The sequence below is a fragment of the Paenibacillus cremeus genome, assembly GCF_007786445.1.
Lineage (GTDB): Bacteria > Bacillota > Bacilli > Paenibacillales > NBRC-103111 > Paenibacillus_G > Paenibacillus_G cremeus.
The window spans coordinates 1-26494 of sequence record NZ_VNJI01000074.1; the positions used below are offsets into that span (position 1 = coordinate 1).

The window sequence follows — 26494 nt, forward strand, 5'->3', positions numbered from 1 at the left end:
TGTTTGTGAAGCGATACGGAACTTCTGAGCCGGCTTGACATGGAGCCTCTGTGGGCATGATGACTGGCGAAGGGGCGATACCTCGTAAACTCGTATCGCCAGGCCATTGAGCCTATCATGCCCACCCCTCCATATAAAACCTTTGGAGGACCTCTAAGTGAAGTTACTTACTCATGTTTGAATATTCTAAAAACTAAGCTTTGAATACTCTACTTTGTTTTTACCAAAGACTGCTTACACAAACTTCTTGACGCTACCGAAGGTTGTGAGGATTGCGGAACTGTATTCCGTTATTCACTCGTTTTCGCATCCAAATTGGCTGTCTTATCCTTAATAGCGGAACCGAGTTCCGTTAATCTGTGGCTAGCCCTTTGTGTTGGCGATTAGCGGAACATAGTTCCGTTAGCCGCTTGCCGTCTGCACCCTATCTTCGATATCTTGCTTCCCTTCACTAACTTAACGTAAAATTTAGGCATTATGTTTTGGGGGGATTTTCATGATCAAAGTGCTGTTTGTTTGTCTAGGCAATATTTGCCGGTCGCCGATGGCGGAAGCGGTGTTTCGGCATAAGGTGAAGCAAGCGGGCCTCGCTGACCTCATTGAGGTGGATTCCGCGGGTACGGGAGATTGGCACACGGGAGAGCGTCCGCATGAGGGGACGAGGCGCATTTTGAAGCATAATGGTGTTGATGATTCGGGAATTCGTGCCCGGCAGGTTCGCAAGCTTGATTTTGAACATTGCCGCTACATAATTGCCATGGATAAAAGCAACGTAAACGATTTGACCCGGTGGACGCCTGCAGAGCATCAAGCGGAAGTGAAGAAGCTGCTGGATTTTGTGCCGAAGCATAACGGCGGGGATGTGCCCGATCCGTATTATACGGGGAACTTCCAAGAGGTTTACGACATGGTGGATGAGGGCTGCGACCGGCTGCTGGCCTATATTCGGGAAAAAGAACAAGTGTGATGTGGAGGGCCGCTGACTGTCAGCGGCTTTTTTCTATGGGACAAATATCAGCGAGCTGTAAGCGCGTTATAATTGATGTGTATGGAAATATAATCCATAATAATTTCTATACATGTGAACCATAGAGGAGGCCGCCCGATGAGTTTAATTGAAGCGAATATGCTAAGCAAAACGTTTAAAGTGCCGGTAAAACAGCAGGGCTTGCTGGGCGCCATGAAGCATTTGGTACAACCGGAATACCAAGAAAAACCGGCGGTGAACGGCATTCAGCTTTCGATCCAAGAAGGGGAAGCGGTGGCGTATGTCGGTCCCAATGGGGCCGGAAAGTCGACTACGATCAAAATGCTTACGGGCATTCTAGTCCCCACTTCGGGGACGGTGACCGTCGGTGGGCTTTCACCAAGCAAGCATCGGATGGAAAATGCGCAGAAAATCGGGGTCGTGTTTGGCCAACGGACGCAGCTGTGGTGGGATTTGCCCATCATCGAATCCTTCGCGCTGCTCAAGGATATTTATGAGATCCCAGAGCCGATCTATCGATACAATATGAACCGATTCGTAGAGCTGCTGGGCTTAAGCGAGTTCCTGCATTTATCCGCCCGAAAAATTTCCCTAGGTCAACGCATGCGCGCCGATTTGGCTGCTGCTCTGCTGCATAATCCTAAAATCGTGTACCTGGATGAGCCGACCATTGGCCTCGATATTGCGGTGAAAGAGCGTATCCGTCGTTTTATTAAGGAAATGAATCAACAGCAGGGGACGACGATTATGCTGACAACCCATGATCTGGAGGACATCGAAGAAATTTGCCGCCGCCTGATCATTATCGATAAAGGACGCATCATCTATGATGGGGAGCTGCAGGCGGTGAAGGATAGGTTCGCTAAGGAACGAACAATGCACTTTCAAGTGGAGCAGCCGATTACGAATCTGAGCGGTGTTGTGGCCGGACTGCCCGGTGTGACGTTAGAGAAGGATTCGGGGCTGCAATTTTCGCTTCGTTTTGATCGATTCGCGATTTCGGCAGGTGAAGTGGCAGGGCATCTGATGAAGGCGGGAAATGTGAGCGACTTTCATATTGATGAGCCGAAGATTGATCATGTCATTCGCAAGGTGTATGAAGGGGAGCTGAACCTCAGTAAGCCTGAGGCCAAGGAGGCATGAGGATGGTGAAACGGAAATACGTCACACTGGCCAAAATTACCATGCAAAACTCCATCGCCTACCGCTCGACTTACTTGATCAGCTTGCTCGGAAGCCTGATCTTTATTCTTACGATGTTTTATTTATGGCAAGCGATTTTTGAAAGCAGAGAGCAGCTATCTGGGTTCTCGTGGGAGCAGATGAAGGCGTATATCTTCGTCACCTTTTTATCCAACTCGCTTATCTCCTGGTACTCCGAAACTAGAATTTCCAGAAAAATCATCAGCGGCGAGGTTGCGATGGACTTGCTGAAGCCGCTCGATTTTCAGAAGGCGCGCATTGCGGAGACGATCGGCTCGAGTCTTTTGGAGGGCTGTATAGCAGCGATTTTGATTGCGGTCGTGTTGGCGTTGACTAATGGTATGATCGTGCCCCCATCGGGGCCAGCGGCCGTGCTGTTTTTAGGCAGCCTTCTAGGGTCCGTGTTTATCAAATTTGGCATCGTATATTTGTCCAGCTTGGTCTGCTTTTGGACCTCGAATGGCATGGGGGTGGCATGGATGCGGGCGGCGATCACGAACTTTTTCTCGGGGGCGCTGATTCCGTTGGCCTTTTTCCCAGGGTGGCTGGAAGGGCTGGCGAAGGTGCTTCCTTTTCAAGGGATTGTGTATGTCCCTGCATCGATCTATCTAGGTAAGCTGGAGGGAATGGCGGCGATGCAGAATGTCGGCATGCAATTCGTATGGGGCGTCATCCTGTGGGGCTGCGGAAAGCTGATGTGGGGCTGGGCCGTGCGGCAGGTCACGATTAACGGGGGGTGAACCAAGATGAGACCTTCACGAATGCTGTTTATATACTACCGGCTGATGAGTCAGCAGATGAAAGCGATTGTGTCGTACCAAACGGATTTTTTAGTGTCCATGGCGGCTGTCATGCTGACGCAGATCCTAGGTTATGTGTTTTTATGGGTTGTGTTTCAGCGTATTCCCCATATTCAGGGATGGGATTTTTGGAAGGTGGCGTTCATGTATGCGATGGTGTTTTTTGTGGAGGGGGCTTCCGGATTTTTGTTCAACGGGATGTGGGTACTGGGAGTACTGGTCAATAAAGGGGAGCTGGATCGGATGCTCATCCGGCCGATTCCGCCCGTGCTGCAAGTGCTGACCTCCAATATTGGGATTGGCGGGCTGGGAACGATGGCCGTCGGTGCCGTGATACTCGTTCGGGCCTTGCAGCACATCGAGCTGGATTGGACGCAGGAAAAAGGGTTGATGGTCATCCTGCTCATCGTGTCTGCGGTCGTCATTCGTGTAACGGTACTGCTGGCCGCTTGCTGTCATACGTTTTGGTCGGGGAGCTCGAATACGGCTTTTGCGCATATGATCCATACCTTGGGCGAATTTGCCCGATTTCCACTAAATATCTACAACCTGGGCGTACAGGTGCTCATTACTGCGGTGGTTCCGTTTGCGTTTATTAGCTTTTTTCCGGCGGTGTATATTTTCGGTCAGGAGGAGTGGGGATTGTACGGCTTGCTGTCGCCGCTCGTGGCCATTTATACGGCGTGTATGGCACTATGGATTTTCCGGCGCGGCTTGCGGCGATATGAGAGCACGGGGAATTAAGGAGGGGCCGGACAGAATAAAAAAGAGCTGGACAAGGAAATGCCTTATCCAGCTCTGATCCATTTCGCTATGCTATTACAGCTGCTTAATGGCCGACAAAACGTCTGCCACGTGACCGTCGACGGTGACCGCACGCCATTCCTTGGCCAGCACGCCCTGCTCATCCATGAGGAAGGTCGACCGCTCCACGCCGTAGAACTGCTGACCGTCCCGCTCCCGCAGCTTCCAAACGCCGAACAGCTCGCAAACCTCATGCGACACGTCCGACAGCAGCAGGAAAGGCAGACTATATTCGGTAATAAATTGATCGTGCGACGGCAGATCATCCGGGCTGATCCCGATAATTTCAGTGTTCAAGCTCTGATACTCGCTGTTGTAATCGCGGAATTCGCAGGATTCCTTCGTGCAGCCCGGCGTCATATCCTTCGGGTAAAAGTACAGGACGACGCGCTTACCGCGAAAGCTGCTTAAAGATACCGGTGCACCGCTGGATGCAGGCAAAGTAAAATCGGGAACCGGCTGACCTAGCTCGACTTTGGACATGGGCGTATGGCCTCCTTGGTATGGTGGTTGCTGGAAAGCTGTTATACTCTCAAATCATACCAAATTACGGATCCTGAACATAGTTATTTTCATTCTCCATATATCCATGCCAATCGACGATCGATCCGATTCGTCTCATTTCATTCAGGAGATTGGTTACATACTCGGAGGCTTCCAGCACATGCTGCTGTTGATCTGCAGTTTTGAAGGTTCGAAATACGATGTCATAGTCCAAATAGGTGCTGCGCGTGCTGTTCGTTAAACCGGCATATTCATCAAGATAGGCCCGCTAGTAAAAAAAGGAAACCTCTACTTCGTGCAGAATAAGTAGGACTCTCCTATTTTATGAGAAGGAAGGACGATCCGATGACCGAAGATTTTTACTGTGAGGAAGTATTGAGCGGGCGCACGTCTGTACAGAAGGTGCTGGAGACTGAGCGTGTGCTCGCCTACCACCATACCCGCCCGTTTTATCCGGTGCATATTGTGGTGATTCCCAAGCGTCACATCTCCTCGCTACTTACGCTGGAGGAGAGTGACAACGATCTGTTCATCGAGCTCATGTCCGTGGTGAAGCAGGTGGCCGGTGAGGTGGTGTCCGAGCACGGGGCTTGCCGAGTGATCACGAACCTGGGGAAATACCAGGATTCCAAGCATCTTCACTTTCATCTCGCGTTCGGGATGCCTTTGAACAAGGGTTGAACAACACTTCACATCTAGACTCGATTTGAGCTCTCGGCTTTGCGGCCATAAAACACGCCGAAGTCCAAAGATTTGTACATGCAGTCCACCTCGGCAAACCCTGCGTCCTCCATCCAGCGGAGCTGATCGCCCAATTTGGCGTTGATATCGACCTTTCTTCGTTCAATCGAGGCGTTGATTTCCGCTTGGGAGAGGGAGGTGGCTGCGATCTGCTCCAGCCAGCGCTTGCGATACATGGCATCCGTGCTCTCGCAATACCCCTGCACCTGATCGGCATTTACAAAAACGCCGCCATCACGCAATATTCGGTGGATCGTTCGGAACAGCTGCTGCTTAGACGAGTGCGGCAGGTGATGAATCGACAGCGAGGAGATGACGTAGTCATACGACTCCGTAAATTCGTAGGTAGAGTAATCCGCGACGATATACTGAACGTCCTCCGCGTGCTGAAATCTTCGGCGCGCCCCCTCCAGCATCGCATCGCTTAAGTCGATCAAGGTCATCCGGGCTTGTGGGTATTTCAACTTCACCATGCCGGAGAATAGCCCCGTACCTGCGCCCAAATCCAAAATCCGTGGGGCCGACTCCCCACTATCTACAAGGGACAAAGCCATTCCATAAAAATCGTCAAAGCAGGGGATGAGCGACTTCCTTTGCTTATCGTACTCGCTCGCAGCGGCATCAAACAGCTGTTTTACAGTGGGCTGGTTCATGTTTTTCCTCCTCAGTGATCCGTTTTTTCCATTATATTCTTAGTCCGTTGATTGTAAAAATATATAAAAACAATAAAATTTATAGGTTATAACTATATAAATGGTAATACGTATGTCGTACAAACAATCGTTCAACGTTGACTAAAAATTTAGTTGTATAATCGACATTTACAAAATATTAATAATTCAGACCCGCGGATTCAGAGTAGGGTTAAGCTTCGGTAAAATAGAGGAAAGGATGTTCCGTTTTGTTCACAATATCGCTGGATCAGGCTAGTCAAGAGTCGCTCAGGAGGATCGGCTCAAAGGCGCTTCAGCTTGCCAGAATGATGGAGCTGGACGTCGGGGTCCCGGGCGGCTTTGTTGTCACTGCGGAGGCGCTGGATCGGTTTATTGCAGTCAACGGTTTGCTGATCGAGGGCACCTGGTCCGATTATGAGGAGCGGCTGCTCCAAGCTGAGATTCCTGAGGAAATCGGCAGGGAAGTAGCGATGGCCTATGAGCAGCTGCTTAAAAGCGCGGAGGTACCAGACAACGCGGTAGCGGTCCGGTCTTCCTCGTCTGCAGAAGACTTAGCAGCGGCCTCGTTTGCTGGACAATACGAGACGATTCTGAATGTGACGGATCTCCCACACGTCTTGGGGAGCTTGAAGCGCTGCTGGGCATCCCTTTTTTCCGCGCGGGTTCGGGAGTATGCAGCGCAGAAGTGCATTAACTGGAATATGAACGACCTTCCGATGGGGGTATTGGTTCAGCTAATGGTGGCGGCGGACGTGTCAGGCGTCCTATTCAGCATGAATCCGGTCACGCAAAACAGTGATGAAATCGTTATCAATGCCAGCTACGGGCTGGGCGAAGCGGTTGTCTCTGGCCTCGTGACGCCGGATACGTATTTCATCGGTAAGAGTGACCGACGTATTCGGAAGGAGCTGGGGCTAAAAGAGCTGAAGGTCGTCGCAGGCGCTATAGAAACGATGGAGCTCGAAACGACGGAGGAAGAGCAGTGCCGCTTTTGCCTTGAAGAGGAACAAATCGGGGATCTGGTGGAGCAGACGCTAAAGCTGGAGAAGTATTTCGGGCATCCGGTGGATTTGGAGTTTGCGATGAAGAACGGCAAAATGTACATACTTCAGGCAAGACCAGTCACGACCTGATTGTAAAGCCAGCAGTCCCCGACCGACACATCGATCTACATTTCGAAGGAGGAACGAATAACGTATGCCCATTTCAGAGTCGTTTCAAAGTGAGCTCATGTTGAGTGAAGAAGAAAAGAAGGAGGGCTTTTGGTTCCAAGATGAGGTTCATCTAGCGAACCCGTTGTCCCCCTTATTCGCCTCCTTTATGGTTCCGGCGGTGACGGAAGGTACAAGGCTTGCCTTTGATGTGTTGAAATTTCCGCTTCGGCAATTTTGCTTTAAACTATCCGACGGACGGATCTATCAAGCGAACGTGCCATTTCAAGGAGACTTGCAGCAGCGCCTGAATGAACATAAACAATTAATGAATTCTCTCTTACCGAACTTAAGGCATAACCTGGACCACTATGTTGAAAAAGAGTTTTTGCCGTTTTATCGGCGGCTTGATGAATACCGGAGCTGTTCGCTTACGCCAAAGGACGCTAAGGAGAAAGTCTTGGAGTTATTCCAATTTTATCAGCGTGCGTGGCAGCTTCATTTTGAGATCGTCCTGCCTCGGTCGTCGTTCATGGCATTGGGAGAGCTGTATACGCAGCTGACCGGCGACCCTAATTCCGATGCTGTGTACGACCTGCTATTAGGTGTGATGAACAAGTCGCTGGAGACCGACAGGGAGCTGTGGAGGCTTGCTGGCCTAGCTAATCAGTCGCCAGAGATGCGGGCTGTGTTTGCAGCTTCGCCTGCTGCCGGTTATGTCACGGGCTTAGAGGCAAGCGAAGCGGGAAGGGCGTTTTTGGAGCAGCTGCATGATGTGCTCGAAAAGTATGGCTACCGTTCGGCTAACTCTCATGAGTTCAACGACATTACTTGGGTGGAGAACCCGGAATATCCGTTGTGTGTGATTGCCGCCTACATGAAGAAGGATTACAATTTCGACGAGGAGTTCGCCCAAAGGGTTCGAGAGCGGGAGGCTAAGACCGCCGAAGCGTTAGCCAAAATGCCGGATGGCGAGTTGAAGCAGACGTTTATCATGCTGCATCAGTGGGCGCTTGATGCCTGGGGCCTCGATGAGGACCACCATTTCTACATCGATGCGATGCTCCCGGCCAAGTCGAGACGCTTTCTGCTGAACGTAGGCGGACTCTTGGTAGCCCAGGGTGTGGTGGCCGACCGGGAGGACGTCTTTTACTTATATCTGGATGAGCTGCTGAACGTATTGGATTCTCCTTCGGACCAGAACAGCAAGGTAGAGCAGCGCAGAGCTGAGTATGAAGCGAGCAAGAGCTTGAAGGTGCCCCCGTTCTATGGCGTGCCGCCGCAGGAGAAGAACCCGCTTATGGAGCGGATTTTTGGGGGGCGTGCGCCGGAGATTCGGGAGAAGGAGCAGACGTTCACCGGATACGCCGCTTCGCAAGGCCGATACACAGGGACGGTCAAGGTGGTTCGTGGGCGGGAGGACTTCGCGAAAATTCAGAAGGGCGACGTGCTTGTTTGCAAAACGACGACGCCGCCATGGACCGTGCTGTTCACACTGGCCGGGGCAATTGTAACGGATGCCGGAGGGATTCTGTCCCATGCAGGTACGGTGGCTAGAGAATACAAGCTTCCAGCGGTTGTCGGAACCCGGGTCGCTACGTCGTTGCTCAAAGACGGAGATCGGGTAACGGTCGATGGCACCGAGGGAGTGGTTTATTTTGGGCAAAGCTGATCACCGGCTTGTACTGCTGTCCATCTTGACAGGAACCTTCCTGGTTCCTGTCAATTCCACGATGATTGCCGTTGGGCTGCCTACCATTGCCGACTCGCTGGGCGTACCTCTGGCGCAGGCTTCGTGGGTCATCACGATTTACTTGATCATCATGGCAGCTGTGCAGCCGATTGCCGGTAAGATGGGCGACTTGTACGGAAAAAAAACGATGTTTTTGATCGGGATGCTGATGTTTCTTGCCGCAGCGACGGCCTGCATGATGTCCTTCAACTTGTTGTTGCTGATCTGCTTCCGGGCTTTGCAGGCGATCGGCGGCGCGATTGCCGCACCGAATGCCAGCGCCTTGATTCGCGACATCGTACCTAGAGAACGGCTGGGACGCACGTTCGGCACATTCGGGCTGATGATGGGGCTCGGGGCGGCGATCGGTCCGCTAGTCGGCTCGCTCTTAATCGGCCTGTGGGGATGGACCTCTATCTTTTGGATCAACATCCCGTTCGCACTGTTTAGCTTGCTGATGGCGTATATTTATTTGCCCAGCACCGGACCGAAGAGCGGGGCGCCTTTGGACATTCTCGGTTCCTTTTACCTGGCGCTAGGGTTTACGCTGCTTACTTTATCCATAACCCATCCTCAATTCCTCAACGTGTGGACGGCAGTTATTCTTGCGCTAACGGTTGTATTATTTATTCGTCAGGAGCGAAGAAGCAGGGAACCGTTGATTCAATTTACACTTTTTCGAATACAATCATTTACAAGTGCCAATTTTTCGATCATGCTGAGCAACGCCATTATGTACAGCACGATTCTCGTCATGCCGGTGCTGCTGCAGAAGGAGTTTCATTATTCCGTACAAAACATTGGCGTTCTGCTGTTCATCTTCTCGCTGGCTATGTCGGCCTGCTCTTGGTTTGGGGGCTCGTTAACCGAGCGGATTGGCAAAAAGCGGCTGGTCTTGCTATCCTTCTTCGTGTCGGGGGCGGCGCTGCTCGGGTATTTGGGCATCTATGTGTATCCCAGCTTCCCGTATATTGCAGCCGTGCTGCTGATCGGCGGCATTGGCGGCGGGATTGGGACTCCCTCTATGCAGGCCGCTTCACTGCAGGCAGTGCCCAAAGACATGTCCGGAGTGGCGTCCGGCATTTTCTCCACCTTTCGCTACCTGGGCGGGATGGCTGCTTCGGTGATGGTCAGTTTGATGCTGGATTATCATCTGCTGTTTTATTGTTTACTGGCGCTGGCCGTTATCGGCTTTCCGTTGTCCCGCGGATTAATGGACTCGCGAGGCATATCGGCAGATCGCTGAGAAGCAGGAGGAGCTTGCTGAGACGAGCAGCGGCTCCTTTTGGATCAATGGTCCAATGATTGTGGACAGAATTGGCTCTTTCTTTATGCCACGAGTTGAAGTACATTCAAAGCATTATTCTAACAGCAAAGGCAGGCATGCAACATGGCTATTGTGATGATCGAATCGGACGAGCAGATCCGCTCCACTTATTTCCTTATGAAGCAGCTGCGGCCGCATTTGGAAGAAGCGACGTATGTAAGTCGAGTCAAAGAACAACAATCCAGCTATGGCTATAAGCTGATTGCGTTGATGGATGACGAGGGCATTGCCAGGGCTGCGGCCGGGTATCGTATTTGTGAGTCGCTTGCGTGGGGACGGCATGTGTACGTGGATGACCTCATAACCGATGAGGCCACTAGGTCCCGTGGCTACGCGAAGCAGCTCTTTGATTGGCTGGAGGAGGAGACGAGCAAGCAGCAGTGTACTGCACTGCATTTGGACTCTGGCTATCAGCGGCACGATGCCCACCGCTTTTATTTGAATTGCGGCATGCGGATCATCTGTCATCATTTTGAGAAGATGTATAAGTAGCTGCGAACCACAAAAAACCTTCATTTCCGCTGAATCGAATCAGTGGAAATGAAGGTTTTATCATTTTAATACGTAGTGTAGTTCCCATTGTATAAGCTGGTGGACCCGTCGGAGCGGGTATTGTTATGAACCTTGGCGTCGCCTGTCGGTACGTTGACAATATAGCCTACGCCGTCCATATTGACGGAATTGCCGCTAAAATCATTATTCGTCCCCGTTGGATAAGCTGTGCCGTGAGTGTGAACTTGGAAGGCGTCCACGACGTTGGCATTGCCATTTCGGGAGCCGGTATTGTTGTAGATTTGGCTGTTGACGCCCTTCACATCGACAAAGCTGTCCGCTGAGTTAGCCCCGCTAATGCCAGTCCCGTTAAACGTGTTGCCCTGAACGAGCGTCCCGTCTGCGCCCTCTTTAATATCGATGTGCTCGGCAGCGACGTTTGGCCCGATCGTGTTATTGAGGATGCTGTTGCCAATCACCGTGTGATTATAGCTGGCACTGCTGTCGGAACCGACATAGACGCCCTCGCCATAATCTGCTGTAACCACGCCGGCATCGTGGATGTACGAGTTCTGAATCGTGCAGTACGAGCTGCCATCGCGGAAGTGAACGGCTTCCTGGCCGGTGTTGTACACTTCAGCCCCGTCGATCAAGCTGTGATTGGTGTTATCGAACAGAATCCCTTTTTGGGAGTTTGTTACTTTGACATTTTTAACAATCCAGTAGTCGCCTGTGATCGTCAGCGTCGTTCCGCTTCCCGTACCGGAGGAGCCGCTTAGGATCGCTTTGTTTGTTGCGCTTGCGCTTTCAATCGTAATCGGCGCTGCCGACGTTCCGTCAATGGCTCCGGTGAATTTCCCCGTAAACGTAACCCCTGCGGCTAAAATAATATCGTCCCCAGGCTGGGCACTGGCTAATGCGCTGGTGAGCTGTGCGGCTGTGCTGACATTGACCACGCGGGTGGCTGCGTAGGACGTTTTGGGCGTAGTCACTAAAAAGGCAGCGACCAGGCTCGCGCACAATCCTGCAACCCAAGCTTTTCTAAGATGCTCTCTTGAAATGAACTCCATTATCCATCATCCTTTTCAAAGTGAGTTTTAGTAAACGCTTACAAAGATGATTATACAGGCTTGTCCGGTTCAATAGTTTTGTTACATTGCGATTTTATTTGGTTGGGTTGCTGCTTTGCAGTGGGGGCCATGATAATGTGTTACAATGTCGGGTCTCTTTTTATTCCGAGTCGGGCTCTCGAGTCATATGTAGGTTAAACATTTTGCGGTATTGATTGGGAGTGACGTTCATGACCTTTTTAAATACCGTGCACAAATAAGGGATGTTCGGCAAGCCTACACGTCGTCCGATGTCCTGAAGCGGGAGTGAAGACGTTTTCAAAAGCAAGCAAACCTCTCGCACCCGACGGTTAGCCAAATAGGCGGAGATGCTTTCCCCGGTCGCTTCCCGAAACAAATGCGAGACATAGCAGGAGGAGAGATGAAGCTCCTTGCCCAGCTGCTCCAATGAAAAATCGTCCATGTAATGCTGCTCGATCCAGTGCATAATTTTGCTCACGTGATGCGTCGGACCCGAAGTGGCTTTGGAGACAGGTGGGACCCATTTGCAGGGGAGGAGTGGCGGAAGCTGCCGCAGGAAAGCGATCATAAAGGCGGCGAACACTTCCAGCTGGTGCTCCGGCTGTGATTCATGGATTTGAGCCTGGAACCCACCGAGCAGCTCATTCAGCTGCCGCTGGTCGGCCATTGGGCCGATAATGTGCGGAAACGATGGATTTTCGACGAATTGCATAAACAGGGAGCGAAGCTGTGGAAAAATGCGCAAGTAAGGGGAGAGGACCGAAGGCTCAAAAATCAGGATGGAGCGAACGAACGGAACGCGCGGTTCCATGACCAGCTTGTGAAGCTGAAACGGCATGTAACAGATCAGGGTGCCAGGCTGCACCTCCGCTTTTTCCTGCTCCAAGATCACGCGTCCTGCGCCATCGTGTACGAAGATGAACTCCATCCCTTTATGGGCATGAAACACCTCGAAGGGGCCGAGGGATTGTTTTTGGAATTGGAAGAAAAAGGGCTTGAACTTGAGATCCACATTCTGAGTTACACGGTTCATATCGATATCGCCCTCCATGACGTTCCGATCTTCCACTTCAGTATAAGCGACAGGCATGGAATAGGGAAGATGAGCCCCTGACACTCATTGAAACGTATTTTGCAAAATGTACCGCGTCGTTCGCTGCTGCTTCGAGGTTTCCCCGGTGAACACCCCTTCGGCTTGAAATCGCTTGAGCCAATTCACCGCTGCCCGGCTGGTTACCTGAAAGGCATCGGCGACATCGCGCGGTTTTAGACTGCCGTTGCGCTGTGCGGCCATTTGAACGAGCAAGTTTCGGCGCAAGCGCCAAACATCGGCGTCCTCCGTCGTTAGCTCCCCCTTCGTCAGCGACCACCAATGGCCAATCGCTTGCTTGATTTGCTTTTGACATTGCTGGGGCTGCTTCTCCACTAAGTGGGCCGAGAAACGCAGTACGAGCCAGCCGGAAAGCACAAGATCATTTTGCCGGAGAAGGTGATCATCGAATTCCCCAGGGGAAATGTCTCGGGCATGGGTCGTGAAGCCATCAATTTCGATCAGCAGCTTCATGCCTCCCTTCACATAGACAAAGTCCACAAACCGCTGCCCTTCTTTGAAATCCTTGAACGGATACTCTGCTTGCAGCCCATCGTATTGGTAGTTGAAGACCGGCCCCCATACCTCCTGCAGAAACATCAGCTCGGGTCGCCCCAGCTTTTTCGGGTACGCTCCGCCGATGACCGCCTCTTTCTCCAATTGCTCGATATAACGCGTTAAATTCGGGTGCAATGTGACAACCTCCTGCGGCCTCGGAAAAAAAGAAACACCCCGCCACGGACGATATCCGCTGCGGGGTGTGCTTCACTCCGAACTGGTATGATTTTCAATTAGTATAACAGGGAAGTGGGAGGTTGACAAGGCGCTGGCACGTAGACGGCGGCCCATAACAAACAACAACCCCGAGCGGCCTCCGCCAAAAAGGCGAAGAACGCTCGGGGCCGTAAAACACTCAGCCGGCGCCTAACGCAGGCTTACCTTTGCCCTGCGAGTGGCGGTACAGCTGCTCGTAGTAGCCTTCCTTGGCCAGCAGCTGCTGGTGCGTGCCTTCCTCGACAATGCGGCCGTGGCGCATCACAATGATGCGGTCGGCCTGCATGATGGTCGAGAGGCGGTGGGCGATGACCAGCGTGGTGCGGCCTTCCGAGACGACGCGCAGCGCCGACTGGACCAGCTGCTCCGTCTGCGAATCCAAATTGGCCGTCGCCTCGTCGAGGATCAAAATCTTCGGCTCGAACACGACGATCCGGGCGAAGGAGATCAGCTGCCGCTCGCCGGCGGACAGCCCGCTGCCGCGCTCCGACAGCAGCGTGTCGTAGCCGTCCTTGAGCCGCGTGATCAGCGCATCGGCGCCTACGAAGCGGCATGCTTCAATGACGGCCTCGCGGGAGATGCGCGTATCGAACAGCCGCACGTTATCGACGATGCTGCCCGAGAACAAATAGGGCTCCTGCTGCACGAGACCGATCATACGGTGCAGCGTCTCCTGCGGGATGTCGCGGATATCGGTGCCGTCGATGAGGATGCTTCCGCTCTGCACCTCGTAGAAGCGGCACAGCAGGCTCATCAGCGAGCTTTTGCCCGCTCCGGTCGAGCCGACAATGCCGATCATCTCACCCGGTCGAATGTGAAGGTCGAGGTCGTGGATGACCGGATTTTCTTCACTATAGCCAAACCGGATGTGATTGTAATCGATCCGGCCCTTCACCGCAGCCATATCCACAGCCTTAGGCTTAGCCGCATCTTGAATGTCAGGGGTGATCGAGAACAGACGCCATAGCCGATCCATCGAAACCGTCGTCGATTGAAGCGTGTTCCACTGCTGCGTAATGTTGTTGATCGGGTTAAAAAACTGACGAATATACGTAATAAACGCGTACAATACTCCGAACTCGATGCTTTTGTTAAATACCGCAAGTCCGCCGATCCAGACAATGAATGCCACGGAGACGTTGCCCAAAATATCGTAGGAGCGGTTAAACAGCACGTTCGATCGAATTTCCCTTAGATTGGCCATGAAATATTGCTTATTACGGTCGGTAAACTGCTTCGTCTGCTCCTCTTCCTGGTGGAACGCTTGAATCAAATTCATCCCGGCCAAGTTCTCGGCGATGAAGGCTATCAGCCTGGACAGCCGCGTCCGCGAGAGCTGGTATGTCTTGCTGATATAAGAGCGGAACGCGATCGCAATACCGGCAATGATCGGGAGCAAAACCATACTGTAGCCAGCCAGCGTCGGATCCAGGTGGAACATGAGCACGATGATAAAAATCAGGGTCATCCCGTCGCGAATCATGCTGAGAAACACCTGCGTAAAAAACTGGTTGATCGTCTCCGTATCGCTGGAAACATGGGTCACGAGACTGCCGCTTTGGAACCGGTCAAAGAAAGACATCGGCAGCTTGGTCAGATGCTCGAACAATTCCTTGCGAATCCGGGTAATGATGCTTTGGCCCGTAAACTGCAGCAGGTTGTTCTGCAGATAGGTGAAGCTTAATCCGATCACTGACAGCGCCAAGTAAACACCGCAAATGATCAGCAGCATGCGAAAATCGTTCTTGCCCACGCTTAAATTATCATCGATGGCGATCTTAACCAAATACGGCTGCAGCAAGTCGGCTGCGATGGCGAGAAAGGTACAGAGAAAAATGGACAAAAACTTCGTCCGATGCGGCCTCGCGTAAGCCAGCATCGCCTTGAAGGCGGCACGGCGCTGCTCCGGACTGATGTTATACTTGCTGCTGATTTCATCTTCCGGCTTTGTGAAGTTATTTTCCTTCGGCATAGCGCGTTCCCTCCTCCTGAATCGAATAGAGGGCCGCATAGATCCCGTCCTCTGCGAGCAGCTGGTGGTGGGTTCCGCGCTGCACGATTTTTCCTTCATCCATAACGATAATTTCATCCGCATGCTTCAGGGCGCTGATGCGGTGCGCGATGATAATCGTCGTTTTGCCCTTGCGTCCCAATCGAATATTTTCGATAATCTTCGTTTCCGTCACGGCGTCCACTGCACTCACGCTGTCATCCAGGATCAGCACCGGCGCATTCTTGATGAACCCGCGTGCGAGGGAGGTTCGCTGCCGCTGACCACCGGAGAGGGTAATGCCGCGTTCGCCCAGGCGAGTTTCGAATTGCTCGGGGAATTCGATGATGTTATTGTGGATTTGCGCTTGCTTGGCTGCTTTTTCCACATTGGTAAATTCCGTTTCACGGTCGTAAAACGCGATGTTATCGCGGATCGTCGTACTGAACAAGAAGCCGTCCTGCGGCACATAAGCGATACTGCTGCGCAGGCTTTCCAGCGTAATGCTGCGCAGATCCTGGTCACCGATCCGAATCGTATGCTCCGGCGTGTCGTAGATGCGCAGCAACAGCTTGACAAGCGTCGTTTTGCCGCTGCCGGTCTTGCCGATAATGCCCAGCGTCTTGCCCGGCGGCACGACGAGTTCAATCCCTTGCAGCGCAGGCTTCGACGATTCCGGATAAGTAAATGTCAATCCGTCCATGTGAATACCGACGGCGCCCGGACGCAGCGGTGCAGCATCTTCGGCTTCCTCAATATCCTGCTTGATCGCCAGCAGGTTATTCACACGCTCCAAGGACGCTCGCGAGCGCTGCATCGTATTGATCACGTTGCCGATCTGCTGAAGCGGGTTCACCATCATGCGAAGATACAAGGTTAGCGAAACGAAGTTCCCGAGGGTGATTTGCTTGTGAATCGTTAAGTAGCCGCCGACAGCGATCGAGATGATCAAGGAGAGCGAGCCAAGAAACGGCATCAGGGCCTGGAAAAGCGAAGACACACGAACGAGCCGAAGCTGATGCTCCAAAATACGATCCACCGTGCGGCCGAAGCGGCCTCTCATAATCTTCTCCACAGCGAACGTCTTCGTGACCCGAATGCCGCCGAACTGCTCTTCGGCCGACTCGGTCATGGCTGCAAGCGCTTCCTGAACTTTTCTGGAACGGCGCTTAATGACAGGCCCGAACGAGACAACCACCCAAGGGATGGCGAGCATCGGCAGTATACAGATAAAGATGAGATAAGCTGGAATAGAGCTGAAGGAGAGCATGACGATCACGGACAAAATCAGAATGAGTGAGTTCGTCATGTGGTTAATCCCCTGCGAGATGGAATCACGGACATTCTTTACGTCATTCATTACATAGCTGAGCAGCTCGCCGACGCCGTGCTTCGAATAGTAATGCTCGCTGAGCGTGGCGAAATGCTCGAATAACCGCTTGCGGGTATAAAATTCAAACAAACGGCCCATGTGCATGACGATATACTGGCCTAATCCGCCGAGCAAACCGTACGTTAGCCCGATCCCCAGAAGGAGCAGACTGTAGTGGACAATGAGCGGCCGCGTAATCGCCCCGAGCTCCAGCTGATCGGCGAAATTGCCGAGCACCTTCGGATAATAGGACTGCGTTACGTTGGCCAAGGCGATGAAGAGGACGGCGAGCAAATAAACATACCAGTGAGCTTTCAAGTAATTCAAGAGCAATCGAGGGTCCTTCAAGGGCATCCACATCCTGTTTTTAAGTAAAAGCTTACCAATCGTCTCAGACATTTATTATACTTCGCTAACCTAAATATTTCATCTGAACGCAAGTACGGCTGGTAGCATATTCCCTTTAAATTCCTTGGAAATGTCCGGTATGAGAGCCAGGAACGACCTTATCTGCCGATGTCTCGCGTTTTCAACGGTTTAAGCGTAGTTTCATCAATAAGTAGCGGAATAGGCTAAAGCGAAAAGAGCGCCCCCCATATTCACCAAGGGGGACGCTCTGTGTATATCGTTATTTCGGATCAGAACCTGCCTCCGTATCTTCATCCGGATCTAAGTCGCCATCCTCGGGCAGCTTCGTCGGAGCCGCTTGGGCATAGGAGTCCATCAGCGGCAGCGGCTTGATCTCCGGCGGCTCCGGACGGGTGCGGCCGTACAGCTCGACATAGATCTGCTCGATTTCCTCGCCGGTTAAGTCACCGCGCTTAAGTAACTCGGCAGCAATGGCGTGGATAAAGTCGGCGTGCTCTTCGACAAGCTTTTTCACTTGAGCCATCTGATCCTTCAGCAGCTCGTTGATCTTCGGGCGGAGCGCCCTGAGCGCATCGGTGCGGGAGCCGGCGGCCAGCCAGCTGAACAGCTCATCGCCCATTCCGACCATGCCCAGGTAGGCTCCGGCCATCTGAGTCGCTTGCTGCAGGTCCGAGGTGACGCCATTCAGCTTCTTGCCGAGAAACACCTCTTCCGCTGCGCGGGCGGCCAAGCAAACCTGGATCTCCGCCAAGATTTCACTGTCGCTGCGGTTATACCGCTCGTGCGTCGGCTTAGTCGCTGCAAGACCGAGCGCGCCGCCACGACGAATGATCGTGACCTTCCAGACTCGATCGTGCGGCTTCAGCAAAAATTGCGCTACCGCGTGCCCAGCCTCATGGTAGGCCACGTTCCGCTGTTCATCCTCTTTCATTGAGCGAAGCGGCTGCTTGAGGCCCCATTCATACGTTTCCATCGCAGCTCTGAAGTCTTCGTAGCTGGCTTCTTGGGCTTCCCGCTGGTGCGCGATCACGACAGCCTCGTTCACGATGTGCCGGATCTGCGCCGGGCTGTAGCCGATGGTATCGAGAGCAGCCCTCTCCGCAGTCAAGGACTCATCCTTTTTCACCTTTTTGAGGTAATAATTGAAAATGTCCACCCGACCGTCATAATCCGGCGAATCAACCCACAGCTGACGGTCAAACCGTCCGGGACGAAGCAGGGCAGGATCAAGAACATCCGGCAGGTTCGTAGCGGCAACGGTCAGCACGGCAGGTCTGTCCGCTTTGGAGCGGCGCAGGCGAAGCATGCGGAACAGCTTGGTGAGCCAGGAATTGTCGATGTTCGGCGGATCCATTTGCAGAAGCAGCTCGTTGAGGAGACCTGCGCCGCCGCCCATGCTGAACATTCCGCCGCCTCCGCCAGCCCCGCCGCCGCCGGCGGAACGGCTCATACCGATCGCATCGATCTCATCGATGAAAATAATACAAGCGCCGTACAATTTGGCCAGCTTGCGCGCCTTCTTGTAGAGGCCCATGACCTTCAAGTTGCCGACGCCGAAGAACATGTTCTGAAAGCTCGGCGCGGAGGCATAGGCGAAGGGCACCTGAGCTTCGTTGGCGATGACCTGAGCCAGGTAGGATTTACCTGTACCCGGAGGTCCGCAGAGCAGCAAGCCTCGAATCGCTTCGCCGCCCATCTCCTTAAATTCCTTAACACCCTTAAGCAGGGTGACGATCCGCTTGGCATTCTCTACGATCTCGGGATTACCGCGATAGTCGTCCCAAGTTACGCCCGTTTCCCCAGGCAAAATCCAGTACGTTCGCCCTCGAGCAAGAAACCAGAACAGGGCGACAAATTGGACGAGCATGAACATAATGGCAAACAATAGCTGCAAGGCGAGGCTCAGTAAACTTACCGCTATACTGATAGAGGTGGGAGCACCCGCCCACAGCAGTACACCGATAATTAGAAGCGTCCCGAGCCAGAGAATCAATTTGCGCCACTTAATCCACTGAGACCGTTTCATGACTGGCTTCACTTCCTTTATAAAATTGGTTGGATCGGGTTTGAAAGTCAAGCCATCGCATTAGGTAGGTCCGTTAAGCTAACACCTCACAACTCTTTGTTAAAGATCTTATAATTAAGTATAGAATTGAGAGGGGAGAAGCATGACAACTAAATTTGTGGAAGCGTGATCAAGCAGGTCATGTTTTTACAGTTGAAATTGCATGTGAATTCTTAGGCGGGAAGACAAATATGCACCGTGGTCCCAACGCCTTGCTTACTTGTAATGTGCATCGTTCCTTTGTGAGCCTCAATGATTTGGTAGCAGACCATCAGGCCTAGGCCGGTACCGCTTTCTTTGGTTGTAAAAAAGGGATCCCCCAGCTTGGATAAATATTTCTCGGGAATACCCGGACCTTGGTCCGTAATACTGATCTTCACCTGGCCGCCCGGCTCAAGCGACAACTCGATTACGATCTCTCCGCCTTGCGGCATCGCTTCTATCGCATTCTTGAGCACATTGAGCAGCACCTGCTTCAAATGATTCTCATCGCACAGGATTGGCGGGAGCTCATCCTTTATGTTCAAGGTAATCTGGGTTTTATGTAAAATGGCTTGGGACTGCATCAGAGACACGATGTCGGCTGCAATCGTTCCCACATGCTTAAAGCTGAAATCGGTAGGCTGCGGCTTGGCAATTTTCATGAACTCGGAAACGATAAAATTAATGCGATCCAGCTCGGTCAGCATAATATCGAGATACTCCGGCCGATCCGGCTTCTGCGCCTTCATCAGCTGTACGAAGCCCTTGAGCGAGGTCAGCGGGTTTCGGATTTCATGGGCGATGCCGGCGGCCATTTGGCCCAGCGCGGACAGCTTGTCCGATCGGCGAAGCATCTCTTCCGTCTTTTTCTTTTCCGTTACGTCCCGAATGACGGTTTGAATGAGCGGCGTGCCCATAATTTCGTCAAATAAAGTGCTCGACATCTCCACCTGCTTCACTTCGCCGGACATCGTCATGATTTGGTATTCCAAGCTGCCCAGCTTGTCTTTGGCGGCAGCCAGCTCCTGGATCCGCTGCTTGGCCAGCTTATGGGTGTCAGGAGGCAAAAAATCGAACACCGATGTCCCGATCGTGCGTGAGGGATCTTCCGCTCCGAGCAGCTTCATACAAGCGTCGTTCGTATAAACGATGATTCCGTCGCTATGTACAATAATGGGTTCAGGTGACAGGTCCATCAGACGACGGTAGCGCTGGTTGCTTTCTCGGACCATCTGGTCGATTTTTTTGCGTTCGGTAATATCAAGCACGGTGCCGATCAAGGCCGGCGCTCCATTATAAACGGTATATTTGCCGCTGAGTTCAAAATACACCAAGGAACCGTTTCGGCTCACGCCTTTGGCTTCCATGTTAATATTGAAGTGTGTGTCCTTGTAAATCCTGTTAATCAACTCGCCAAAAGCGGCGCGATCCTGCGGGACAATAAGCACGACAGGGTCGGTCATGACGAGATCCTTCGGGTTATAGCCAAAAATTTCCGCAAACCTCGGGTTGATATAGACGAGCTTCCCGTTCTGAAATAAATAAACTCCGACCAGCGCTTCCTCAACCAGGCTCCGGTATTTTTCCTCGGCTTCCAGCAGCGCCTTCTCGGCGATTTTCCGCTCATCGAGCATTCGGTTCATTTGGCTTAAATCTCGGATAATACCCGTGAATCCGATAATGTCCCCGGCTTGATTCCGCAAGACGGTGACCGTGATGGAAGCTGGGAACAACGCGTGGAACTTGTTCACAACGTTCACTTGGAATACGGCCTTCGGTGTACCTTGCATCAAAGCGGTTAGCGAACGGTCCGCTTCCTCCCAGTGGCGTTCCGGGATCATGGGCAGCCGCAGGCCGATGACTTCATGCTCCTGCCAGCCGAAGAGCTCCACAAACGCTGGGTTTACTTTTTGAATTACCCCATTCTTATCGCATAAGGATACGGCGTCAGCTAACTGATCGATAAAAGATTCGAGCTCACGGGTGATGGATAGTGCACATGTGTTATGGTCGATCGAAAGCTTGGAAATCTCATTTCCGTTCGGTATACTCATTTGTGGTCACCTTTTATGTGCTGAGAATAGGGTAGAGGACGCATAGTGCCCATTATGTAGTTCAATTACTAGATTATAGCAGGTTCAACGAAACTTCAACTTTTTCTTTTTGCTAGAGCAACATAGAATAAACACAAAAACATCTAAAAAAAACACAATATCAATCCTAAAAAATTTGGTAACGTTGTTCAAATAAGGAAGTTAATATTTTCATGAAGGTGGCTGCGATGCATCGATTGAGTAACCAACAGTTGATCGAAATTGTAAACCAAACGAAGCTGATCCCGCTTGATGAAGCATTCATTGAAATGGTCATTGCCGAGCTTATGAAGCGAAATCTGCACCTAGACTCAGAATTTGCACAGGATTTTATCGAACCTCAAAAAAATGTGTAAGAAGATATAAAGAAGGAGCGCCGCAGTGGCTTCCTTCTTTCTTTATTTTATAAGTGTTATTTCAAACGGGCGAGGTGCTCCATTTGGTATGAAAAAGAAACTTTATTTTCCATTGGTACCCATTGATTGATTTTCCGATTTTGCATAAACTAAACTATGCTGTTAACCAGTGGTCAATGAGTTTCTACTCGCTGACCTCTTTTATTTTTCTCTGTGGGGGAAAGGAATATATAACCAGATGACTAACAACAATTCGAAGCAGCCTCGCAATCAAGAGCTTAACCGCGGGCTGAAAGCGCGCCACATGATGATGATCTCCATTGGAGGCTCCATCGGCACGGGACTATTCCTCGCCAGCGGCGGCGCGATTCATTCGGCCGGTCCAGGCGGTGCGCTGGTGGCGTATGCGGCCATCGGCATTATGGTTTATTTTTTAATGACGAGCTTGGGCGAGATGGCTTCGTTTATGCCGGTTTCCGGCTCGTTCGCCACGTATGCGAGTAAATTTGTCGACCCGGCCCTAGGCTTTGCGCTCGGCTGGAACTATTGGTTTAACTGGGCGGTTACGATTGCAGCGGAGCTGTCGGCGGCCGGTCTGATCATGAAATTCTGGTTCCCGGACAGTCCGTCGATCGTCTGGTGTACGCTGTTTCTATTAATTATGTTCCTTATAAACTATTTATCGGTACGGGGCTACGGGGAATCGGAATATTGGTTCTCTTTTATCAAAGTGGCGACCGTTATTATCTTTATTGTTGTCGGTCTGCTCATGATCGTAGGGATTATCGGTGGACAAGCCGTCGGCTTCAAGCATTTCACGGAAGGGGACGCACCATTCAACGGCGGATTCATGGCGATTCTCGGTGTGTTTATGGCGGCGGGCTTCTCGTTCCAGGGCACGGAGCTTGTAGGGGTCGCGGCAGGGGAGAGCGATAATCCAAGGGTGAATATCCCGAGGGCGATCCGCAATGTGTTTTGGCGTATTTTGCTGTTCTATATTTTCGCGATCTTCGTGATCGGGATGCTCATTTCTTATACCGACCCGGTCCTTGTCAGCGCTGATGTGGATAAAATCGCGGTCAGTCCGTTCACGATCGTCTTCGAGAACGCAGGCTTGGCTTTTGCTGCTTCGGTTATGAATGCGATTATTTTGACCTCAGTGCTGTCGGCCGGCAGCTCCGGCATGTACGCATCGACGCGGATTTTGTGGGTGCTCGCCAAGGAAGGCAAGGCGCCGCGCTGGCTGTCCGGCCTGAACGGCCGCGGGGTCCCCGTTGCAGCCCTGATCGCTACGGCGGCCATCGGGATGCTGGCGTTCTTCACCTCGCTGTTTGGCGATGGGGTGGTGTACATTTGGCTGCTGAACCTGTCTGGCATGTGCGGCTTCTTGGCCTGGCTCGGCATTGCGATCAGCCATTATCGTTTTCGCAGAGCGTATGTCCTTCAAGGGTTCCGCTTGAGCGATCTTCCCTTCAAAGCCAGATGGTTTCCGTTCGGACCGATCTTTGCGTTCGTGGTCTGTCTGTTCGTTATGATTGGACAAGGCTATGCCGCGGTTTCGGGAGATGCCATCGACTTTTATGCGCTGCTGTCCTCCTATATCGGCCTGCCGCTGTTCTTCCTGGTGTGGATCGGCTATAAGCTGAAGCACGGTACGAAGGTCATTCCGCTGCGCGAGTGTGACATTGCAGGTGCGAACGGTCAAAAGTAGCAGCTTCCATTAACTAACAGTTGTCAAAATGGTGAATCGCAGGATTTTCCTATTGACGAATGTGGGATTATTTAATAAGATTACAAGGCATTAACGACCAATGGTTAATTAATGAGACAACGAAATAGATTAACTTCTTATCAAGAGAGGCGGAGGGAAAAGGCCCTATGATGCCCGGCAACCGTTTCAGAAGGTGAATGACGCTCATTCATCGGCTGGAAGTCTGGTGCCAATTCCTCCAGAGCCGGACGGTTCTGGAAGATGAGAGGGACATGAGTTAAATTGCTAACCCCTGTACCTCTGGGGCCTATCTGACAGAATATGTCAGCCGGCCGGATGTTCAGGGGTTTTTCATTTCATATTTTTTTGTCAAGGAGGTGTGGGACGTTGATTCAATTGAAGGGGATTCAAAAACAATATGGCACCGGAGCGGCTCAAGTCACGGCGCTGAAGCATATTGATTTAACCGTTAACAAAGGCGAAATCTTCGGCATTATCGGTCATTCGGGAGCAGGCAAAAGTACGCTGATCCGTACGATCAATTTGCTGGAGCGGCCAAGCGCGGGCCAGGTGCTGATCGACGGCGTCGACATGACGGCACTCGGTACGGGGAGATTGCAGGAGGAGCGGCGGACGATCGGCATGATCTTTCAGCACTTCAATCTGCTGACCTCGGATACGGTCGCGGAGAACATCGCATTCCCGCTGCGCTTGGCGGGGCAATCGAAGGCGCAGGTAGCGGCCCGAGTGCAGGAACTGATTGGCCTGGTCGGCCTGGATGGGCATGGGGACAAGTATCCGTCCCAGCTCTCCGGCGGTCAGAAGCAGCGTGTCGGCATTGCCCGGGCGCTGGCGACCAACCCGAAGGTGCTGCTGTGCGACGAAGCGACGTCTGCTTTGGATCCGCAGACGACACAATCGATTTTGTCGCTCTTGCTGAGCATTAACAAGGAGCTGCAGATCACGATCGTCTTGATCACGCATGAGATGCAGGTGATTCGCTCCATCTGCGACCGGGTCGCGGTCATTGACGGCGGCGAAATCGTGGAAGCCGGACCGGTAACCGATGTGTTCTTGAAGCCGCAGCATCCGACCACGCAGGAGTTTGTGGCGCAGGTTGAAGGTAATCTTAATGAAAGCCTAACCGTGAAAAACTATGCGGCTGGGGAGCGCACGATGATTCGGATTACGTATATCGGTGAGCAAACCTACGAGCCAGTGCTGTTCGAAACGATGAGCGGCTGCAACGTTCCGTTTGTTATTTTGCAGGGTACCGTTTCTAGGCTAAAGGAGACGCCTTACGGTCAGCTGGTGCTGGAATTGCGCGGGGCGGAGCCTGAGGCCATTCGCGCGGTCGAGCTTCTGCGCAGCCGAGGCTTGGATGTGGAGGTGCTTCGTCATGGATAGCTTGCTAAATCTAGACTGGTCCGAGCTGGGACTGGCCACATCCGATACGCTCATGATGCTGGTTTTATCCACGCTGTTTACGGTGGTGATCGGACTGCCGCTGGGGATTGTCTTGTTCGTGACTGCCCGCGGTCAATTGACGCCACAGCCGGTCGTTTACGCGGTACTATCGTTTATTGTCAATGTACTTCGCTCTGTTCCTTTTATCATTCTGATGATTTTGGTCATTCCGTTCACGAAGCTGCTCGTCGGCACCTCCATCGGGGTACCGGGGACGATCCCGCCTCTGGTCATTGCGGCGGCGCCGTTTTTCGCGAGGCTGGTAGAAACGTCGCTGCGCGAGGTGGACCGCGGGGTGATCGAGGCAGCTCAATCGATGGGAGCGACGTACTGGCAGATCGTTAGACGCGTTCTGCTGCCGGAGGCTCGTCCGGGCCTCGTGGCTGCGATTACGATTACGGCGGTTACGCTCGTATCCTATACCGCAATGTCAGGCGCAATCGGCGGGGGCGGGCTGGGGGATCTAGCGATCCGCTACGGCTATTTGCGCTTCCAAACGACCATCACGATCGTTACAGTGTTGATTTTGCTCGCGTTGGTGCAAATCCTACAGTCGCTCGGAGACCGGATTGTCCGGAAATATCAGCGGAAATAAGGATTTTTAAATACATCATACATTTTAAACATTATGTGGAGGGACTCATTCATGAAAAAATTTGCGATCACCGCACTATCCGTCGTCTTGGCGATCTCCTTGTCGGCTTGCGGCAAAAAAGAAGCAGCGGCACCTGCCGCACCAGCCACCGGCGCTGCCGGAGCGGCGAAAGAAGTAACTCTGAAGGTTGGGGCATCCTCTGTGCCGCACGCAGAAATCTTGAAGTTCGTACAGCCTAAGCTGAAGGAGCAAGGTGTGAACTTGGAAATCAAGGAGTTCACCGACTACGTCCAGCCGAACGTGCAGGTGTTCGAGAAGCAGCTGGACGCCAACTACTTCCAGCATACTCCTTACTTGGACCAATTCAATAAGGACAAAAACATGAACCTGGTGAAGGTAGCCGGCGTTCACATCGAGCCATTCGGCGCCTACTCGCAAAAGATCAAGAAAGTGGACGAGCTGAAAGACGGCGCAACCGTAGCGATTCCGAATGACCCTTCGAACGGCGGCCGGGCACTCGCATTGCTCGAAAAGAACAACCTGATTAAGCTGAAAGACGGCGTGGGCATCAAAGGGACTGTGAAGGATATCGTCGAGAACAAGAAAAACCTGAAGATCAAAGAGCTCGAAGCTGCTATGCTGCCGCGCGCTTTGGGTGAAGTGGATCTGGCGCTGATCAACACGAACTACGCGATCGAAGCGAAGCTGTCGCCAATGAAGGACGCCCTGTTCATCGAAGACAAAAACTCCCCGTACGTGAACATCCTCGTCGCCCGTCCGGATAACAAGGATTCCGAGGCGATGCAGAAGCTGGTTAAAGCTTTGACTTCGCCGGACGTGAAGAAGTTCATCGAAGACAAGTACCAAGGCGCTATCGTTCCTGCGTTTTAATAGATGGTTTGAAGGTGAAAAAGCCTGCCCCGCGGGCAATGTCATTTAGTTAAGGCATAGTGTCCAAAATCAAGAACAAGAGCAGGTTATCGAAAAGATAGCCCGCTCTTTTTTATACGAAAATGCGGTTTAATGGTGGGTTTGTACGATTTAGGCACAAAAAGACCCACTCCCCGAAAAAATTTCTTTCGAAATTTTTAAAAGTTAAGCAGGATGGGTATCCTGTATTTGG

General features: G+C 52.2%; 24 protein-coding genes and 1 riboswitch. Of the genes, 14 read left to right on the forward strand and 10 right to left on the reverse strand.

Translation table 11 applies throughout. From position 1 onward, the window contains the following. Window positions 1-496: 496 nt before the first annotated feature. The 4 genes from FPZ49_RS32820 to FPZ49_RS32835 all read left to right on the forward strand — a co-directional run bounded on the left by FPZ49_RS32820 (window position 497) and on the right by FPZ49_RS32835 (window position 3735). Entirely contained in the window at window positions 497-967 is a 471-nt protein-coding gene (locus FPZ49_RS32820; RefSeq protein ID WP_144854598.1) for a low molecular weight protein-tyrosine-phosphatase, read from the forward strand. A gap of 138 nt (window positions 968-1105) precedes the next feature. Then, window positions 1106-2131, forward strand: a complete 1026-nt coding sequence (locus FPZ49_RS32825) for an ABC transporter ATP-binding protein (protein WP_144854600.1) — start codon at window positions 1106-1108, stop codon at window positions 2129-2131. 2 nt (window positions 2132-2133) lie between these two features. Then, window positions 2134-2931, forward strand: a complete 798-nt coding sequence (locus FPZ49_RS32830; protein WP_144854602.1) for an ABC transporter permease — start codon at window positions 2134-2136, stop codon at window positions 2929-2931. 6 nt (window positions 2932-2937) lie between these two features. Then, on the forward strand, window positions 2938-3735 hold the full coding sequence (locus tag FPZ49_RS32835; RefSeq protein WP_144854604.1) for an ABC transporter permease: 798 nt from the start codon (window positions 2938-2940) through the stop codon (window positions 3733-3735). Between the two features lie 75 nt (window positions 3736-3810). On the opposite strand, the gene FPZ49_RS32840 is transcribed toward FPZ49_RS32835, so the two are convergent. Then, window positions 3811-4278 (reverse strand): peroxiredoxin, encoded by a 468-nt coding sequence (locus FPZ49_RS32840; protein WP_144854606.1) that lies wholly within the window; start codon window positions 4276-4278, stop codon window positions 3811-3813. A gap of 64 nt (window positions 4279-4342) precedes the next feature. Then, entirely contained in the window at window positions 4343-4513 is a 171-nt protein-coding gene (locus FPZ49_RS36230; protein ID WP_186446246.1) for a hypothetical protein, read from the reverse strand. Between the two features lie 131 nt (window positions 4514-4644). Here FPZ49_RS36230 and FPZ49_RS32845 point away from each other — a divergent pair, with 131 nt between their 5' ends. After that, the gene (locus FPZ49_RS32845) at window positions 4645-4980 is read left to right on the forward strand and encodes an HIT domain-containing protein (protein WP_144854608.1); all 336 of its coding nucleotides are present in this window, start codon (window positions 4645-4647) and stop codon (window positions 4978-4980) included. A gap of 14 nt (window positions 4981-4994) precedes the next feature. Here FPZ49_RS32845 and FPZ49_RS32850 read toward each other — a convergent pair whose 3' ends face one another. Further along, window positions 4995-5693 carry a class I SAM-dependent methyltransferase gene (locus FPZ49_RS32850; RefSeq protein ID WP_144854610.1) on the reverse strand — a complete coding sequence of 233 codons (699 nt, stop codon included), beginning with the start codon at window positions 5691-5693 and terminating at the stop codon, window positions 4995-4997. 248 nt (window positions 5694-5941) lie between these two features. Here FPZ49_RS32850 and FPZ49_RS32855 point away from each other — a divergent pair, with 248 nt between their 5' ends. The 4 genes from FPZ49_RS32855 to FPZ49_RS32870 all read left to right on the forward strand — a co-directional run bounded on the left by FPZ49_RS32855 (window position 5942) and on the right by FPZ49_RS32870 (window position 10416). Continuing rightward, complete coding sequence (locus FPZ49_RS32855) at window positions 5942-6847, forward strand: PEP/pyruvate-binding domain-containing protein (RefSeq protein ID WP_144854612.1); 906 nt, start codon at window positions 5942-5944, stop codon at window positions 6845-6847. Window positions 6848-6911: 64 nt separating this feature from the next. Beyond that, window positions 6912-8537: a PEP-utilizing enzyme gene (locus tag FPZ49_RS32860; RefSeq protein WP_144854614.1), complete on the forward strand. Its 1626-nt coding sequence runs from the start codon at window positions 6912-6914 to the stop codon at window positions 8535-8537. Then, entirely contained in the window at window positions 8524-9843 is a 1320-nt protein-coding gene (locus tag FPZ49_RS32865) for an MFS transporter (RefSeq protein ID WP_261381737.1), read from the forward strand. Before FPZ49_RS32860 ends, FPZ49_RS32865 begins: the two co-directional genes overlap by 14 nt. Window positions 9844-9987: 144 nt before the next feature. Next, on the forward strand, window positions 9988-10416 hold the full coding sequence (locus FPZ49_RS32870) for a GNAT family N-acetyltransferase (RefSeq protein ID WP_144854618.1): 429 nt from the start codon (window positions 9988-9990) through the stop codon (window positions 10414-10416). A gap of 65 nt (window positions 10417-10481) precedes the next feature. Here FPZ49_RS32870 and FPZ49_RS32875 read toward each other — a convergent pair whose 3' ends face one another. The 7 genes from FPZ49_RS32875 to FPZ49_RS32905 form a co-directional block, all read right to left on the reverse strand. Further along, the gene (locus FPZ49_RS32875; RefSeq protein ID WP_261381738.1) at window positions 10482-11486 is read right to left on the reverse strand and encodes a right-handed parallel beta-helix repeat-containing protein; all 1005 of its coding nucleotides are present in this window, start codon (window positions 11484-11486) and stop codon (window positions 10482-10484) included. Between the two features lie 160 nt (window positions 11487-11646). Beyond that, window positions 11647-12540 carry an AraC family transcriptional regulator gene (locus FPZ49_RS32880; protein ID WP_222430001.1) on the reverse strand — a complete coding sequence of 298 codons (894 nt, stop codon included), beginning with the start codon at window positions 12538-12540 and terminating at the stop codon, window positions 11647-11649. An 84-nt stretch (window positions 12541-12624) separates the two neighbouring features. Beyond that, window positions 12625-13290, reverse strand: a complete 666-nt coding sequence (locus tag FPZ49_RS32885; protein WP_144854621.1) for a DUF559 domain-containing protein — start codon at window positions 13288-13290, stop codon at window positions 12625-12627. A gap of 220 nt (window positions 13291-13510) precedes the next feature. Next, window positions 13511-15343, reverse strand: coding sequence for an ABC transporter ATP-binding protein (locus tag FPZ49_RS32890; RefSeq protein ID WP_144854623.1), 1833 nt, complete (start codon window positions 15341-15343; stop codon window positions 13511-13513). After that, entirely contained in the window at window positions 15327-17081 is a 1755-nt protein-coding gene (locus tag FPZ49_RS32895; RefSeq protein ID WP_144854625.1) for an ABC transporter ATP-binding protein, read from the reverse strand. Before FPZ49_RS32895 ends, FPZ49_RS32890 begins: the two co-directional genes overlap by 17 nt. A gap of 280 nt (window positions 17082-17361) precedes the next feature. After that, on the reverse strand, window positions 17362-19128 hold the full coding sequence (locus FPZ49_RS32900; RefSeq protein WP_144854627.1) for an AAA family ATPase: 1767 nt from the start codon (window positions 19126-19128) through the stop codon (window positions 17362-17364). Window positions 19129-19340: 212 nt separating this feature from the next. Beyond that, the gene (locus FPZ49_RS32905) at window positions 19341-21203 is read right to left on the reverse strand and encodes a PAS domain-containing sensor histidine kinase (protein ID WP_144854629.1); all 1863 of its coding nucleotides are present in this window, start codon (window positions 21201-21203) and stop codon (window positions 19341-19343) included. A gap of 212 nt (window positions 21204-21415) precedes the next feature. On the opposite strand from FPZ49_RS32905, the gene sda reads away from it, so the two are divergent. The 5 genes from sda (at window position 21416) to FPZ49_RS32930 (ending at window position 26262) form a co-directional block, all read left to right on the forward strand. Further along, window positions 21416-21598, forward strand: a complete 183-nt coding sequence (sda, locus tag FPZ49_RS32910) for a sporulation histidine kinase inhibitor Sda (RefSeq protein ID WP_144854631.1) — start codon at window positions 21416-21418, stop codon at window positions 21596-21598. A gap of 238 nt (window positions 21599-21836) precedes the next feature. Beyond that, window positions 21837-23309 (forward strand): amino acid permease, encoded by a 1473-nt coding sequence (locus FPZ49_RS32915; RefSeq protein WP_144854632.1) that lies wholly within the window; start codon window positions 21837-21839, stop codon window positions 23307-23309. A 134-nt stretch (window positions 23310-23443) separates the two neighbouring features. Then, a riboswitch (SAM riboswitch) is annotated at window positions 23444-23577 on the forward strand. 119 nt (window positions 23578-23696) lie between these two features. Then, the gene (locus FPZ49_RS32920; protein WP_144854634.1) at window positions 23697-24716 is read left to right on the forward strand and encodes a methionine ABC transporter ATP-binding protein; all 1020 of its coding nucleotides are present in this window, start codon (window positions 23697-23699) and stop codon (window positions 24714-24716) included. Next, window positions 24709-25371: a methionine ABC transporter permease gene (locus tag FPZ49_RS32925; RefSeq protein WP_144854636.1), complete on the forward strand. Its 663-nt coding sequence runs from the start codon at window positions 24709-24711 to the stop codon at window positions 25369-25371. Before FPZ49_RS32920 ends, FPZ49_RS32925 begins: the two co-directional genes overlap by 8 nt. Before the next feature lie 51 nt (window positions 25372-25422). Then, window positions 25423-26262 carry a MetQ/NlpA family ABC transporter substrate-binding protein gene (locus FPZ49_RS32930; protein ID WP_144854638.1) on the forward strand — a complete coding sequence of 280 codons (840 nt, stop codon included), beginning with the start codon at window positions 25423-25425 and terminating at the stop codon, window positions 26260-26262. Window positions 26263-26494 lie beyond the last annotated feature (232 nt).

Bases quoted from the DNA above. Each gene is read 5' to 3' on its own strand.
- FPZ49_RS32915 (WP_144854632.1), top strand. From the start codon at position 21,837: ATGACTAACAACAATTCGAAGCAGCCTCGCAATCAAGAGCTTAACCGC.
- FPZ49_RS32900 (WP_144854627.1), bottom strand. From the start codon at position 19,128: ATGAAACGGTCTCAGTGGATTAAGTGGCGCAAATTGATTCTCTGGCTC.
- FPZ49_RS32870 (WP_144854618.1), top strand. From the start codon at position 9,988: ATGGCTATTGTGATGATCGAATCGGACGAGCAGATCCGCTCCACTTAT.
- FPZ49_RS32905 (WP_144854629.1), bottom strand. From the start codon at position 21,203: ATGAGTATACCGAACGGAAATGAGATTTCCAAGCTTTCGATCGACCAT.
- sda (WP_144854631.1), top strand. From the start codon at position 21,416: ATGAAGGTGGCTGCGATGCATCGATTGAGTAACCAACAGTTGATCGAA.
- FPZ49_RS32860 (WP_144854614.1), top strand. From the start codon at position 6,912: ATGCCCATTTCAGAGTCGTTTCAAAGTGAGCTCATGTTGAGTGAAGAA.
- FPZ49_RS32845 (WP_144854608.1), top strand. From the start codon at position 4,645: ATGACCGAAGATTTTTACTGTGAGGAAGTATTGAGCGGGCGCACGTCT.
- FPZ49_RS32820 (WP_144854598.1), top strand. From the start codon at position 497: ATGATCAAAGTGCTGTTTGTTTGTCTAGGCAATATTTGCCGGTCGCCG.
- FPZ49_RS32835 (WP_144854604.1), top strand. From the start codon at position 2,938: ATGAGACCTTCACGAATGCTGTTTATATACTACCGGCTGATGAGTCAG.
- FPZ49_RS32880 (WP_222430001.1), bottom strand. From the start codon at position 12,540: ATGAACCGTGTAACTCAGAATGTGGATCTCAAGTTCAAGCCCTTTTTC.
- FPZ49_RS32925 (WP_144854636.1), top strand. From the start codon at position 24,709: ATGGATAGCTTGCTAAATCTAGACTGGTCCGAGCTGGGACTGGCCACA.
- FPZ49_RS32825 (WP_144854600.1), top strand. From the start codon at position 1,106: ATGAGTTTAATTGAAGCGAATATGCTAAGCAAAACGTTTAAAGTGCCG.
- FPZ49_RS32840 (WP_144854606.1), bottom strand. From the start codon at position 4,278: ATGTCCAAAGTCGAGCTAGGTCAGCCGGTTCCCGATTTTACTTTGCCT.
- FPZ49_RS32830 (WP_144854602.1), top strand. From the start codon at position 2,134: ATGGTGAAACGGAAATACGTCACACTGGCCAAAATTACCATGCAAAAC.
- FPZ49_RS32890 (WP_144854623.1), bottom strand. From the start codon at position 15,343: ATGCCGAAGGAAAATAACTTCACAAAGCCGGAAGATGAAATCAGCAGC.
- FPZ49_RS32875 (WP_261381738.1), bottom strand. From the start codon at position 11,486: ATGGAGTTCATTTCAAGAGAGCATCTTAGAAAAGCTTGGGTTGCAGGA.
- FPZ49_RS32850 (WP_144854610.1), bottom strand. From the start codon at position 5,693: ATGAACCAGCCCACTGTAAAACAGCTGTTTGATGCCGCTGCGAGCGAG.
- FPZ49_RS32930 (WP_144854638.1), top strand. From the start codon at position 25,423: ATGAAAAAATTTGCGATCACCGCACTATCCGTCGTCTTGGCGATCTCC.